General features: G+C 48.2%; 14 protein-coding genes. 5 read left to right on the top strand and 9 right to left on the bottom strand.

The window, feature by feature from the left end; all coding sequences use genetic code 11:
* Positions 1-9: 9 nt before the first annotated feature.
* The 7 genes from AC286M_RS10345 to AC286M_RS10315 all read right to left on the bottom strand — a co-directional run bounded on the left by AC286M_RS10345 (position 10) and on the right by AC286M_RS10315 (position 4,727).
* On the bottom strand, positions 10-519 hold the full coding sequence (locus AC286M_RS10345; protein WP_488204306.1) for a YceD family protein: 510 nt from the start codon (positions 517-519) through the stop codon (positions 10-12).
* Between the two features lie 193 nt (positions 520-712).
* Complete coding sequence (locus AC286M_RS10340) at positions 713-1,225, bottom strand: Jag family protein (protein ID WP_488204305.1); 513 nt, start codon at positions 1,223-1,225, stop codon at positions 713-715.
* Between the two features lie 12 nt (positions 1,226-1,237).
* Entirely contained in the window at positions 1,238-2,428 is a 1,191-nt protein-coding gene (yidC, locus tag AC286M_RS10335) for a membrane protein insertase YidC (protein ID WP_488204304.1), read from the bottom strand.
* A 342-nt stretch (positions 2,429-2,770) separates the two neighbouring features.
* Positions 2,771-3,163: a PH domain-containing protein gene (locus AC286M_RS10330; protein ID WP_488204303.1), complete on the bottom strand. Its 393-nt coding sequence runs from the start codon at positions 3,161-3,163 to the stop codon at positions 2,771-2,773.
* Complete coding sequence (gene rnpA, locus AC286M_RS10325) at positions 3,153-3,560, bottom strand: ribonuclease P protein component (protein WP_488204302.1); 408 nt, start codon at positions 3,558-3,560, stop codon at positions 3,153-3,155. Before rnpA ends, AC286M_RS10330 begins: the two co-directional genes overlap by 11 nt.
* 369 nt (positions 3,561-3,929) lie before the next feature.
* Positions 3,930-4,067, bottom strand: coding sequence for a 50S ribosomal protein L34 (rpmH, locus tag AC286M_RS10320; protein WP_488204301.1), 138 nt, complete (start codon positions 4,065-4,067; stop codon positions 3,930-3,932).
* Positions 4,068-4,196: 129 nt separating this feature from the next.
* Entirely contained in the window at positions 4,197-4,727 is a 531-nt protein-coding gene (locus tag AC286M_RS10315) for a DUF2808 domain-containing protein (RefSeq protein ID WP_488204300.1), read from the bottom strand.
* 1,480 nt (positions 4,728-6,207) lie between these two features.
* Here AC286M_RS10315 and AC286M_RS10310 point away from each other — a divergent pair.
* The 3 genes from AC286M_RS10310 to AC286M_RS10300 are packed head-to-tail and all read left to right on the top strand — an operon-like array spanning position 6,208 to position 9,093.
* Entirely contained in the window at positions 6,208-7,359 is a 1,152-nt protein-coding gene (locus AC286M_RS10310) for a Re/Si-specific NAD(P)(+) transhydrogenase subunit alpha (protein ID WP_488204299.1), read from the top strand.
* A 33-nt stretch (positions 7,360-7,392) separates the two neighbouring features.
* On the top strand, positions 7,393-7,671 hold the full coding sequence (locus tag AC286M_RS10305) for an NAD(P) transhydrogenase subunit alpha part 2 (protein WP_488204298.1): 279 nt from the start codon (positions 7,393-7,395) through the stop codon (positions 7,669-7,671).
* Positions 7,672-7,683: 12 nt separating this feature from the next.
* Positions 7,684-9,093 carry an NAD(P)(+) transhydrogenase (Re/Si-specific) subunit beta gene (locus AC286M_RS10300; RefSeq protein WP_488204297.1) on the top strand — a complete coding sequence of 470 codons (1,410 nt, stop codon included), beginning with the start codon at positions 7,684-7,686 and terminating at the stop codon, positions 9,091-9,093.
* A gap of 132 nt (positions 9,094-9,225) precedes the next feature.
* On the opposite strand, the gene AC286M_RS10295 is transcribed toward AC286M_RS10300, so the two are convergent.
* Positions 9,226-11,049: an SLC13 family permease gene (locus AC286M_RS10295; RefSeq protein ID WP_488204296.1), complete on the bottom strand. Its 1,824-nt coding sequence runs from the start codon at positions 11,047-11,049 to the stop codon at positions 9,226-9,228.
* 495 nt (positions 11,050-11,544) lie between these two features.
* Between AC286M_RS10295 and AC286M_RS10290 the strand changes: the two genes are divergently transcribed.
* The gene (locus AC286M_RS10290; protein ID WP_488204295.1) at positions 11,545-12,339 is read left to right on the top strand and encodes a cyclic nucleotide-binding domain-containing protein; all 795 of its coding nucleotides are present in this window, start codon (positions 11,545-11,547) and stop codon (positions 12,337-12,339) included.
* Positions 12,340-12,452: 113 nt separating this feature from the next.
* Here AC286M_RS10290 and hpf read toward each other — a convergent pair whose 3' ends face one another.
* Positions 12,453-13,106: a ribosome hibernation-promoting factor, HPF/YfiA family gene (hpf, locus tag AC286M_RS10285; RefSeq protein WP_488204294.1), complete on the bottom strand. Its 654-nt coding sequence runs from the start codon at positions 13,104-13,106 to the stop codon at positions 12,453-12,455.
* A gap of 170 nt (positions 13,107-13,276) precedes the next feature.
* Between hpf and lipB the strand changes: the two genes are divergently transcribed.
* On the top strand, positions 13,277-13,999 hold the full coding sequence (gene lipB, locus AC286M_RS10280; RefSeq protein WP_488204293.1) for a lipoyl(octanoyl) transferase LipB: 723 nt from the start codon (positions 13,277-13,279) through the stop codon (positions 13,997-13,999).
* Positions 14,000-14,179: the final 180 nt, after the last annotated feature.

Below are 14,179 nucleotides of genomic sequence, written 5' to 3'. Positions count from 1 at the left end.
ATGAAGCCACTAGTTATTGGACAGTTGCTGTTTCAAGATTTCCAGTGCTGACCAGCGAGAATCCACTAAGGATTGCGCTTCCGCGTTCGATGTGTCAATGCCAGGACAGTTGCGATCGCACAACTGCCGTGCTGGCAGAGCTAAACAAAGCTGCTGATATAGCCAGTCAGCCGGCTGAAAATATCCTTTTGGCGGTAGCGTTTCAACCAGATCTTCTAGAGGAACTTCAATCTCCACGCCAGGCTGATCAGCTTCGGGCAGCTCATCCTGGAGCCAAATCAGTTCCTTTGTATCTGCCTTGAGCCGATGATTGTACTGCTGTAAACAGCGGTTACAGGTCAGCGTCACAATCGTTTCAACCTGTGCTTCCACCTCTATGTAGTTACCGCAGTGACTCACTTTCATTGTCCCCTGCACAGGAGTAAGGCTTTCAAGATCAGGCAAATACTCTTTAACGTCTAAAACGCGGGTTTGATCCGGTGCCTGACGCAGTTCGGGAATGTAAATTGCACGCATCATCTTAATCATCCTCCTGCTGCCTGCTAATGGAGCATCCGGTTTTAACCTGACTTAAAATTTTGTATTGAGACCAATCCTGATTCCTAGCTTAAGGCTGAAGCTTGCCGACATTCGAGACTGTTCTGCCTACCATCCAAACATCCCGATCGGCTTACAGCAACTAAACACAGAAACTAGGCAATCGAACAATTAATCACTGTTCCTCATCTGAATCAGCATTTGAGGCTAAACGCACAACCAGTAGACGGTTAGGCTCTTTGCCGCGGCTGTAAGTTTCTAGTTCTTCATACTCTTTGAATAGGGTATGAATTTGTCGGCGTTCCGCAGCAGATAGAGAAGATAACTCCACTTCCCGATGAGTTTCACGTACCTCTTGCGCTGCTTGCTCAGCCATCTGGGTCAGCTCAGCCTGCCGCCGTACACGATACCCAGCTAGTTCAACGGTATAAGGCTGCTGTTCATTCTTGTCTCGACCAATGTTGAGTACCGTGTTTACCAAATACTGAATAGCATCCAGTACCGCACCATCAGATCCAGTCAAACCTTCAATTTGCGCCGGGGTCATTTGCGATTCATCAATAGTGAGCCAACAGCTGTTTTCTTCGCCCACATGCTCATCCTCATGCGCCTTAACCTGAGCAGGCAAATTAGCAAGATTTAGGAATGATTCCATCCATTCAATGCCGCGCTGTTGGCTCTCATTCATGGGTTTAATATCCTACGCTTTTTCCTTCTTTTTCTTCTTGCTTTGGCTTTTACCTTGACCGGGTTCAAATGGCAGTGCTTCTCGGCCTGAGTCTCCATTGCTATCTGCGTTTCCGCTACCACCCGATGCACTAGCGCCAGCTTCCGCCAGCTTCTGTAAATTTTCTGGCAGGGGTTCCCTCGACAGGATAAATGTCTGAGCCGTTTGGAAGATGTTAGCAATCACCATGTACATCAGCACACCAGCGGGCAAAGGGAAGAAGAAAAACATACCCGAAAACAGCACTGGGGTCAGCTTATTGACAGTCGCCTGCTGGGGGTTATCGCTGGCTCCCTGACCGGACAGTAGCTGATTAACGTACAGGCTAATGCCGAAAAAGAGAATCATGCCAGCAATATCCCAGTGGATGTCTCCGTTTTCACCAACGGCACCCACCCGACCTAGAGCTTCAATAAACAAGAAACCCTTATTCGATGCTAAACCTGGAATCTTGGCTTGAATCGTGACATCACCTGGCTGCAGCGCCTGAATGTTGCCATTTTCATCAATTTGAACCCGCTCCTGTCCTTTGGTTACTTCAAGGTGAGGAGTTAAATCAGACGTTTGCCCATACTCGTTAACAAGAGTGCTTAGGGGTTTCCCATCTGGCGTTTGAAATTCTAGGTTTGTTTTCTCACCAACAGCCAGCTTGTTGCCACCTGGCAGAATCGCCGCTACCTTCTCGTGGATTCCGTCTGTTACATAAATATTTTGTGGCTTGGTTGAGAATGTTTGGGGCTGAATCTGTTCGATTTGCGTCTGGGGCAAGACCTGCAGATTAAAGGTATAGGCAACATCCGAGAACGGCGATCCTCTTAACGTTGCGAACAGAGCAAACAGGATGGGCATTTGCAGTAAGACTGGAAAACAGCCTGCCAAGGGGTTACCAAACTCCTTGTAGACTTTGCTCATTTCCTCTTGCTGCTTAGTTGGATCATCCTTATAGCGAGCTTGGATTTCCTTCACTCGCTTTTGCATCATAGGCTGCGTCACTTTCATCCGACGCATATTTCGGATAGATCCAGCGCTAAGCGGATACAGCGCGAAGCGGATCACCAGCGTCAATGCGACAATTGCGAGGCCATAGCTGGGCACAATCCCGTAGAAGAAATCCAGGATTGGCAGCATGACATTGTTGGAAAGAAATCCGATACCGAAATCCATGCGTCTTGTTGTTTAATCTGCTGTGTTGATCGACGGCTAAATCGCCTGAACTCTAATCTATCCGAATCCGGATCAGATTGCGAATTGTGAATAGGGTCGGAAAACCACCCTTGTTCCTCTTCTAGTCTCTTTGGAGTACTTCGAGAGCAGCTTGATCAGCTCTATATCTAGCAATATCTTACGTCTGATATCAAGCTCATGTGTAAGACTCCCACCATTTTGTGTAGAGGGGTGACACTGCAAACCTTCTACACAAATCATCACGGGCTTTGGGGCCACACAATTCAAATCAGTATTTGCTTATTTGCTATCCGTGCTTGTTATCGTTGTCATCAACTAATGCTAGCTGCCAATTGCGCCGCTGGCGGCTTTTGCACCAGGCGAAAGCTTTTCGTTGATGTAATCATAAACATCGCGGAAATTGGGGACGGCTTTCATTTCTAGACGGCTGCCATCTTTGAGAGTTAGAACCATATCGCCCCAAAGCCCTAAACCACGGGGGACGGTAACAACTTTGGAAATTTCTTTGTAAATGACATCGGTGCGATCGCGACCAAGCCAGCCTCCGTTGATGGAAATCCGTCGATTCGTGATCCGATAGCGTAGCCACAGGGCACGTACGATGGCCCCAATGGTTAAGGGGATACAAATGACGGTGAAGGCCAAAAGCAGGTTAATGATCAGATCGCCAATGTGCGGGCCTCCCTCGAAATAGACTTCCTCTTTAATTGCCATTGAATACCTCCGCATCGGCCAATAACTGCTCTAATTCTTGCAGAAATTGTTCGTATTCGCATTGAACTGCTTGAGGACGGACGCCAACCACGAGTAACCAACCGGGTTGAATCTGCGATCGCAATGTCATGAAGGCGGCCTGGAGCCGACGCTTAATTCGGTTACGCACAACAGCTCGTTTATCGACTTTTTGGCTGACAACAATGCCAATACGAGTATGAGGTTGTTGAGATCCAGAATTTACATCCTGCACATTATCAAGCTTGGCCTGCAGCGGTGAGGCTGAGATCGGCAAGGTTCTTAGCATGAGGTGTGGGGAACTAAAGCGAGTCCCGTGGCGATAGACTGCTGAAAAATCTCGCCGATGCGTCAACCGATTTGCTCTCGGCAGTCCCACCTAAGTCTCTCCTCCAAACTGCTTTATGGCGCTACGCGCTCAATTAAAACTTAAAACTAATTCTTCTGGGAAGCCACGTTCCACGTGGCTTCCCAGAAAACACCTTTGCAAAAAGTCACCTTTGCAAAAAGTATGTATGTATGCTCTAACCTACGGACGTAGTGCCATATCCAGCTTGCTGGTTTAACCAAAGCAACAAAAGATCGCAGATCTACTAAAGTTCTGCGATCTTTTGAAATAAACCATACCGACTAAGACTGGGTTCTGATCAACGCAAACAACAAATTGCGAAGGCAACGAGAACCAACTACCTAACTCTTAATCAAGCTCTTTTTGAATTTAGAAAGCGAACCCAATCTGGTGGACAGATTAGACGCTAAGACGCTGCCGCCCCTTACGACGACGAGCCTTAATGACACGCTGTCCGGTCTTGGTGCGCATCCGTGCGCGAAATCCGGAGGTTCTTTTCCGCTTGCGGACGGTACCTCCTAGCGTGCGCTTAGTCATCTCTATCCTCCTGCTTGCTCTGTGACTACCATGAAGACGCAGTCTACTATGTTAGCATTAAAAATTGCCATCTCTGTAAGAATCAATCCAAGAATTGATCATCACGACAATCAATTTAGTTGATAATGACTAGTTGACAGTGACAACCCATGTTCCGATCTTGCGGCTGATGCTGACATCGCCAGGCGCATAAATATATCCTTCAAAGAAGTGCATTCCCGAGCGACGTGGCAGATAGAGATCAGACATTACGACCTCAATACTGGTTTGGGCTGGAATTGGCTCTACTAAATAGATTCGGATTTCGCGCCGATCTTCGTCCCATACCACTTCATCAATTGGCTGGTTATCGCCGTCAACCCGAACATCAATTTCATCGGTTTCGAAATCACCTCTGTAGGTTTCTGGATAGGTAATCAAAATTTCGTTGACACCCAGTTCCAGCTTATCTCCCGGAAAACGCAAGCGGAGCCGATCGGTCGTCGCTCTTGTGCCCCCAAAGTCAAAGCGATAACCTAGCTCCTCTTCCGGGCCTCCAAAGATGGTGAGGCCAGGCAGTCCGCTTTGGGCAACGGCAACAAGGGGAAGGCTGCTGGCTAAACAGGTTGCGATCGCAAGTCCTGCAATAAGCCCGGTTTTAGATAAATGACGAATATTCATAAAGCGAATTCAGCTCCTCACAAACTAGCTAAGCATGAATTTGTGTCAAACTACACTTTGTCTGATGGACAACTCAAAACTGCCGATGCAGCACAAACAACGGTCAGATTGACCCTAGAATCAGACGAATGCAGAGACTTAGATGTTTCTACAATCGCGCGGCGACTATTTGGCAACTATTACAGAACGTTGCTCAATCTTAATGAATGTAGCAGTTATGTTGTCGAATTGCCGATAGAGTCGGCAGAATCGAACTACGCAGACAGCCCCATACCGTCAATTAAGTAATGTCAGGCAGGAAACTTTGACCAACATCAAGAAGATTGACCTAAATCAGGGATGATTTGTTCCTCGGTTGGGCTAAGATCACGCCAAACAAGATGGTGCTTGCTGTGTACTTGATAATGAGCAAGCTTTTGTTAAAGCTAAACCGCAGCAAAGGAAAATAGCACAAAACGCTTATCTCAGTATTCTCAGCTATTTACGTAATCGCCCACCTGATCTTCGTTTCAAGTCATTTGGGGAGTTAGTGGCCATAGCTCAAATCGCTATAGTCGTTCTGTCGCTGTGTTGAAGCCAAACACAATTGGTATGAAGTCTGAAATATCCTGCACCTCTAACTAGTTCTGTCTTGCTTTCTTCTTGCTCTTTATTGTGTTCTCAATGTTTTATGTATTGAATTATTGATATTTAGTTTGAATAAATTGTAAAGCAATAGATTTTTATTTTCAGTTTCAAATTGGCTTAGCAAAGCTTATTTCGTTTTTATAAAAATATATGATTTTCGCGCGTTCAACTGAATCAGAGTTGCACTTTAAAGTTTTTATTCTTATCGACTACAAAATTCAAGATTAGCATCAGGAAAACATGACATTGTGAATAGAATAATTGGCTTCGATCTTTAAACGAGTTCGAGTTAAACGATGCCTATGGGACTGAACATATAATTGGCCCGAGCAAGCATCTGAAGATACAGATTGAGGCGATGAGAGGTATCAGATAAAACTGAATAGCTAAAAACAAAAAGAATGAGTTAAATACTCCTGCTGTAGATTTAGACGTTGTCAAAGAGTAGGTCTATATACCTCTGCTTTTTGAGCTAAATATAAAGAATCAGGTTGAAATCCAAGAAAATTTGGATAAGCGCGGAGTCAATGTCATTCAATCTATAAAACAAGCTAAAGAACAGGACGCTGTAGCGAAAAAACTCTTTAGAATTTGAAATGAGTGCGATTTGAATTTATCAGCACTGCTGTGAGATGGCAGCAAAAAAACATGGTTTTGAGAAGTGCTGGATTGGGCGATTTATCAAAGCTGTTGAGACGAATTGGAATGAGTCAAAGTTGAGACGCAAGCAATTTGACGCAAATGTTGCAGCAGTGTGGTTGTCATTAACGTCTAAATCAACGATTCCATGCTATCGATACACTGCTTGAGCCTGAGTGTTTCAGGCTTTAGCGTTGTTTATTGAGGAATATTTATGAAAATTGCAGTAGCAAGAGAAATCGAAGTTAGTGAACGTCGAGTTGCTTTGATCCCCGATGTCGTATCGCGACTCGTGAAGCAGGGCTTTGACGTTTGGGTTGAGGCTGGCGCTGGGGATCGTGCTTATTTTCCGGATGCAGAGTATGAGGCTGTGGGTGCCCAGATTATTACCGATCGAGAAAAGCTGTGGCGGGAAGCCGATATCCTGCTCAAGGTGCGGCCCCCTCAAGATCAAGATGGGCGATCGGAAGTGGATTTGCTTCGAGATGGATCAGTTCTCGTGGGCTTTATGGATCCACTGGGTCAGCCAGAAATTGCCCGTCGCCTAGCCAACCGCCGCGTCACTGCATTCAGCATGGAAATGATCCCCCGCACGACGCGGGCGCAAAGCATGGATGCGCTGTCATCCCAAGCTAGTATTGCTGGTTACAAAGCAGCGTTGATTGCAGCAACTGCACTGCCTAAATATTTCCCAATGTTGACGACGGCAGCGGGAACCATCCGTCCGGCCAAGGTATTTGTCATGGGAGCGGGTGTTGCCGGATTACAAGCGATCGCAACTGCTCGTCGATTAGGTGCTGTCGTGGAAGCCTTTGATATTCGGCCAGCGGTGAAAGAAGAAGTGCAAAGTTTGGGCGCACGGTTTGTCGAAGTGACGCTGGATGAAGAAACAGCGGCAGCAGGTGGCTATGCCAAGGAGCTATCGGAGCAGGCAAAACAGCGATCGCGTGAGTTGGTCGCCGAACATGTGAGTCAGGCCGATGTTGTGATCACCACCGCTCAGGTGCCGGGTAAGAAAGCCCCCATTCTAGTTACGGACGAAATGGTGGCCAGCATGGCTCCGGGTTCCGTCATTGTGGACTTAGCAGCCGATCAGGGCGGCAACGTGGTTGGATCTGAATCCGGGCGCGATGTGGTGCGGCATGGAGTCACGATTATTGGCCCTACGAATTTACCGTCTTCAGTACCCGTGCATGCCAGCCAGCTCTATGCCAAGAATTTGCAAACACTGGTGCAGCTGATCGTCAAAGATGGCGAATTGAATCTCGATTTTGGTGACGACATTATCAGCGGAGCCTGTGTTACCCACAATGGTGAAATTTTGAATCAACGGGTACAGGATGCGCTGGAAGTAGCTCTGATGTAGTCAAGCACAGAAGAAGGACGCAATAGCAAAATTATGACCGGACTATTTATCGCTAGCTTATTTGTATTTGTGCTGGCATCGTTTGTGGGATTTGAGGTGATTAATAAAGTCCCGCCAACCCTCCATACGCCGCTGATGTCGGGTGCAAACGCCATTTCAGGAATTGCCGTCGTCGGCGCTCTGCTGATTGCGGGGCCACGGGAATGGAATATTACTGTCATTTTGGGTTTGATTGCCGTGGTTTTGGCAACGGTGAATGTAGTCGGTGGTTTTCTGGTGACTGACCGTATGCTGCAAATGTTCAAGAAATAGGGAGGTGAAGGCATGAATTCAATGTTAAATACCGGAATCGAACTCACATATCTGCTGGCCGCCTCCTTGTTTATTGTCGGTCTCAAACGACTGGGATCGCCTGCCACAGCCCGTCAAGGTAATATTCTCGCTTCAGTCGGCATGTTGGCAGCAATAGTCGCCACGCTTTTAAACCAGAACGTCCTCAACTACGAAATGATTCTGGTGGGGATCATTATCGGTTCGCTGATTGGTGCGATCGCAGCTCGCAAAGTCGAAATGACCGATATGCCACAGATGGTAGGTTTACTCAACGGTTTAGGCGGTGCGGCATCAGCCCTCGTCGCTGTGGGTGAGTTTTACCGACTGCTGGGTGAACCGAACCGAGTCCCGTTGGATGCCACGCTGATTGCTGTGCTTGGCGTATTTATTGGTGGCGTTACGCTGACGGGTAGCTTAGTCGCTTTTGCAAAATTACAAGGCATCATGTCCGGTAGCCCCATTTTATTTCCTGGGCAGCGGGTCGTTAGCATTGTACTAGCGGGTCTGTTTCTTGCGGGTAGTGGCTATCTGCTGTGGAATCCGGCTAATTCCGCTCTATTTCTGGGATTAGTGGCTGTTTCGGCAGTACTCGGAGTTTTGTTTGTCATCCCGATTGGCGGGGCTGACATGCCCGTGGTCATTTCGCTATTGAACTCCTATTCGGGTTTGGCTGCGAGTGCCGCTGGCTTTATCTTGGGCAACAACATGCTGATCATTGCCGGTGCATTGGTTGGTGCATCAGGGATTATCCTGACCCAAATCATGTGTAAGGCGATGAACCGCTCGATTACCAACGTCTTGTTTAGTGCGTTTGGTACAGATGGCGCGGCTGGCAGTGCAACAGGTGGCGGTGGCACTGTGACTGATAAGGTGGTGCATTCCATCGAAGCAGAAGAAGGCGCAATGATGCTCGGCTATGCTCGCAGCGTGGTGATTGTGCCCGGTTACGGTATGGCCGTTGCTCAAGCGCAGCATTCGGTACGGGAACTTGTTGATCAGCTAGAGCGGCTGGGCGTGGGTGTGAAGTACGCGATTCACCCCGTTGCAGGCCGGATGCCAGGTCACATGAACGTCTTGCTAGCCGAGGCCAATGTGCCGTATACGCAGCTTGCCGATATGGATGACATTAATCCTGAGTTCGATCGGACAGATGTGGTTCTGGTCATTGGTGCCAATGACGTGGTGAATCCTGCGGCACGGGACAGCCAGAGCAGCCCTATCTACGGGATGCCGATTCTTGAAGTTGATAAAGCCAAAAACACCATTGTGATTAAGCGCAGCCTGAATACTGGCTTTGCGGGCATCGATAATGAGCTGTTCTACAAGAACAAAACCATGATGATGTTCGGCAGCGCGAAAGACGTGGTGTCTGAGCTAGTGGCTGAAGTGAAGCAACTCTAGAATTGCGGGTTGATGAGCCTGCTGTAGAGACACGGCATGCCGTGTCCCGACGGGGACTGAATTTCTGATTAGCCTAAAAACAGTAAGCCCTGCCGCAACTGCGGCAGGGCTTACTGTTTTTGAAGCGTTTCGTTAGAACGGGTAAACCAGAGGGGTAATGGTAACGGTTAAAATCCAGAACAGCAGATTGAGCGGGATGCCAATTCGCATGAAGTCGGTGAACTTATAGCCACCAGGGCCATAGACCATCAGGTTCGTTTGATAGCCAATGGGGGTGGCAAAACTTGCCGATGCGCCAATCATAATTGCGATCGCAAATGGCATAAAGTTCACGTCTAAACTTTGAGAAACCGCCAGTGCAATTGGAAAGACCAGCGCCGCCGCCGCGTTATTGGTGATTACCTCCGTCAGAATCGTGGTGATCCCGTAAACCACGGTTAAGGCAATCCAGGGATTATCGCCTGCCAGGGACACAAATGAAGTTGCGATCGCGGTTGCAGCTCCGGTACTTTCCAGGGCTTGACCGATACCTAATGCCGCCGCGATCACGAGCAGCACCGACCATTCCACGCTGCCCAACGCTTTATCAGGCGCACAGCAGCGGGTCACAATCATCAAAACCGATGCCAATACCGCCGCCTGTAGCATACTCATCCAGCCAAACGCCGCTAGCAGCACCATACCAACCAAAATTGCTAGCGCCAAAGGAGCTTTATCGTGGTTCAACGGTTCCGAATTGGGCACGGCGCTGAACAAATAGAAATCGCGGGAGCCGCGCTGCCGCTCTAGAAAGGAAGGGCTGGCCTCCAGCAGGAGCGTATCACCCGGACGCAGAATGATATCGCCAATTTTGCCCTGCAAGCGTTCACCATTGCGGGCAGCGGCGATCACGACAGCATTGTAGCGAGTGCGAAACTGACCTTCGCGAATGGTTTGGCCCACAATCGGGCAGGTATTGGATACCACGGCTTCAATCAGGCAGCGTTCTGTCCGTGGCTCATCCAGCTTAAAGACTTGATTGGTGGCAGGTTTGAGGCCGCGCAGCTTTTGCAGATCGACAATTGAGTCAATAACGCCAACAAATACCAGTTGATCGTCTTCCTGTAGGACTTCTTGGGGACTGACTGCTCCAATCATGCGGCCATCGCGCACGATCTCACCCAAATACAGTCCGGGTAAATGGCGCAATCCGGCTTGTTCAATGTTTTTACCAGCCAGGGGACTGCCAGGCTCAACCACCATTTCGACGGTGTACTCACGGGGATCGTCATAGTTGCTCAGGGCGGGCTTGCGATCGGGCAGGAGCCAGCGATTGACGGCCAGCAGGTAAATACAACCCGCTGCCGCACAGGGCAAGCTGACCAGCGTGATGTCAAACATTCTCAGACCAGGAGAATCCGTATTGGCAATCAGCAAACCGTTGACCACCAGATTCGTACTGGTACCAATTAGCGTACAAATACCGCCAAAAATCGCAGCATAGCTGAGTGGAATCATCAGTTTCGACGGGCTGAGGCGTAACTTACGCGACCAGTCATTCACCACGGGCACAAACATGGCGACAACGGGCGTGTTGTTCAAAAAGGCGCTCATGCCGACGACGGGCAAGATGAGACGTAACAGCGCCCGAAATAATCCTTTTGGTAAACCCAAGACGCGCTGGGAAATCCAGGCCAGTCCCCCCGTTTGTTGCAGGCCCATCACCACAATGTAGAGCACACCTACAGTCAGTAAACCGGAATTACTGAATCCGGCCAGAGCTGCCTGCTCATCCAGTACTCCCGTCAAAAAAAGGACGGCTAAGCCGCCCAAAAACACGATATCGGCTGGTAGTTGGGTCAGTGCATTGAGCAAGAACGCCAATACAGTAACTGCGATCGCAAGCCAACCCTGCCAAGTCAAATCCAGCGGTAGCGCAAGCTCTGTCCCGCCGATTAAGGCTATACCAACACTCAACCCAGCACCCAGCAAAACCAGTAAGCCAAGACTTTGCCACGGACTGCGCCGCCAAGATCCACGTAAAAATCTGAACCGTGTAATTTGCATATCAGATCCCTTGAGAAATAGAGCGAGGGAGTGGAGCGGTCATAGTGTGCCCACATTCATCAATCAATGTTGAACGGAATCAACGCTGAGATAAGAAAACTGCTTCAACTGAAACAGCACCTTCAACTTGAGCAGCCTTTCACAAGGCTAAGAATGCAAATGCATTTGATTCCTGAGTGTATCTTAAATGTATTCAGATTCAAATCGATTTAATTTAGCTTTATCGAAAACTCACACTAAATCTGCCAATAGACCGCGCTCGCGGAGTTAATCTAAAGCCTGAAAGATTATGCTGGTAGCACGCTACAGCTTTCATGAAACTCATCAGCCCCAATTCTTGAGACGGCCCAAAAATCTTGATTCCATATGCCACAATAGGTTGGCTAACTCGTCGGGAGCATCGGCATGACAAAGCAGGCAAAGCATTTAGCTCCATCTGACCTCATCGACCTGTTGATTCAGGGCAATTTTTTGTTCCAGGGTATGAATGCTGCCGATGTCGCAACTTATCTCGATCCCAATCAGCTCATTGTCGAAAAACTGTACTCCAGTCGTCCGATCTACACGGCATTTCGTCCTGATCATTCCCTTGAGCACCTTTATGTGGTTACGGCGGGTGGGCCAGTGGTGATTCGCAGTACACCGCTCGATCGGATTATTGCCGTTACTTATCCCGGCGGCTGCTTCGGGATGCGTAATTTGGATTTTGCTTACGGTAAAGTCTGCCGTGCGTTTCCTAGTTTGGTTGAGGCCTATAAAACCACGGATGTCGTCAAAATTCCTGTGGCAGCGATTCAAGCGCTCTACGAAAGCAATGCTCTATTTTGCGATCGCTACAACATGCTGTTCGAACTGCGGGAAAAGTTTCAGTACCATCTGCTGAACTGTAGCGCCTATCCGCCTCAAGCTGTTGCCTCGTTGTTACGGGCATTAGTTTATCAAGAGCGCACGCTGCGGCACCTGCCTGATGACACCGCCACGTTTGATTTCGACCTCCCCGTAGATATCATCGCTAAAGCCTGCCAGCTTAATCATCGCACCGTCGAGCAGGTGCTAAAAGGAATGATTAAAGTTGGGCTCTTGAAATCAGGTAAAGCATCCGACGGCAGCAACGATATCGTGCATGTCACGAATCCAGAAGGACTCAAAGAAGCTTACAGCGCTACACGCGATAAGGTCTCTTGGTGGCCTTTACGCTAAAAAGATTGCCCTGTTGCCAGATCCTAAAGTCCCAAAGAGCCATGATGCCGTCGCGTTGCGACGGCATCATGGCTCTTTGGGACTTTATAAGAGTATTGGGAATTTAGCGTTGTCTAGCTTTGGCTTAACGCTTCGAGGGCTTCTTCTTCCATCTCAGCATGGAAGCCATTGCCATTCTCATGATGATTAGCTTTGCGGGGTTGCAAGAGACCATACCCACCGTGATTCCGTTCATAAATCACGTTGATCTCATCAGTATCTGCATTGAGGAACATGTAAAAATCATGATCCACAAGCTCTAGCTGCTCTAGTGCCTCTGCAACGGTCATCGGCGGCATGGCAAAGTACTTTGCCCGCACTACTTCCGACGGCAGCTCTGGCTGACGCTCATGTAGGACACGTGAAACATCCGTCGTGATCTGCTGACCACGGAACACTTCATTGGGTTTGGTAGTTGTGTGCGATTTGCGATTTCGCTTACCCTTATACTTGCGCAACTGGCGAGCAATCTTGTTGGCGACTAAATCGATACTGGCATAAAGGTTTTCGCTGCTTTCTTCTGCACGAACAACCGTTCCATTAGCGTAGATCGTAACTTCAGCCGTTTGCTTTGGATTTATCCGGGGATTACGAGCCACCGACAATGTCACATCGACTTCGGTTGTCAGATTTTCATAGTGGCTCACTGCCTTCTCAATTTTTTGATGGACGTAATCATAGATAGAGTCTGTGATGTCTATGTTTTTACCCTGGATAACAAGCTTCATACAGCTTCCTCCCCTTACTTATTGGGTGTTACATCCCTGTAGATCTGTGGGATACTTTCACCCTAACACCTTGTATTCTGGACAACAGACTCCTTTAAGATCCTTTGCATGACTTGACGTTTCTTGACGTGTTTCGTCACATTTTCAAGCCAGTTTCAGGTAAAATCCGCTTGTTTTTTTCGTCTTTCTTCGCTATGCCTAATGTGCGATCGCAGCCGATTTGCCAGCTTTATCAAATGGGACAAATCCCTTATGCAACCGCTTGGCAGTGGCAGCAACAACTCGTTGAAGCTCGCCGTCAGCAGCCGGATTTACCCGATGTTTTGCTGTTGCTAGAGCATCCCTCAGTCTACACCCTTGGGCAAGGCGCAAGTTTAGAATTTCTTAAGAGTGATCCCGCTAGTCTTGATGTCGAATTGTATCGAGTTGAGCGGGGCGGCGAAATCACCTATCACACGCCCGGACAGTTAGTTGGCTATCCGATATTGAACCTAGTCCGACATCAAAAAGACTTACATTGGTACTTACGCCAACTTGAAGAAATATTAATTCAAACCTTGGCTCATCTGGGCTTAACAGGACAGCGAATTCCAGGTTTAACTGGAGTTTGGATTGCAGACTGTAAAGTAGCTGCAATCGGCATCAAGGCCAGTCGATGGATTACTATGCACGGCTTTGCCCTCAACATCTGCCCTGATTTGGCTGGGTTTCAGCACATCATACCCTGCGGCATTGCCGATAAACCCGTCGGTAGCCTAGCGCAGTTTATTCCTGGTCTTACTCGCACCGATGTAGAGCCTATCCTAATTCAGCAATTTGCTTATCACTTCGACCTGATACCCATTCTTTGTAAAATTGCATTGAACAAGGAGCTTAAGTCCCTCACCTTATGAGGGATCATTCTTGTTATTCTCAATTTAAATTGGTATGAGATGTATTAGACCTCTTGCACGAACCAGGATTTGAAGGCTAAAACCCCTGTGATTACGTTGTGTTTTTCGATTTATGCAAGAGGTCTATTGTCAAACGGCATAAAAAAGAACTAAGGATACGCTGTGAATAAAGCCTGGGCA

The organism is Thainema salinarum CENA647, assembly GCF_057732415.1.
Note: the sequence above shows the minus strand (reverse complement) of the source record. Positions and strands in the feature narration are given on the sequence as shown.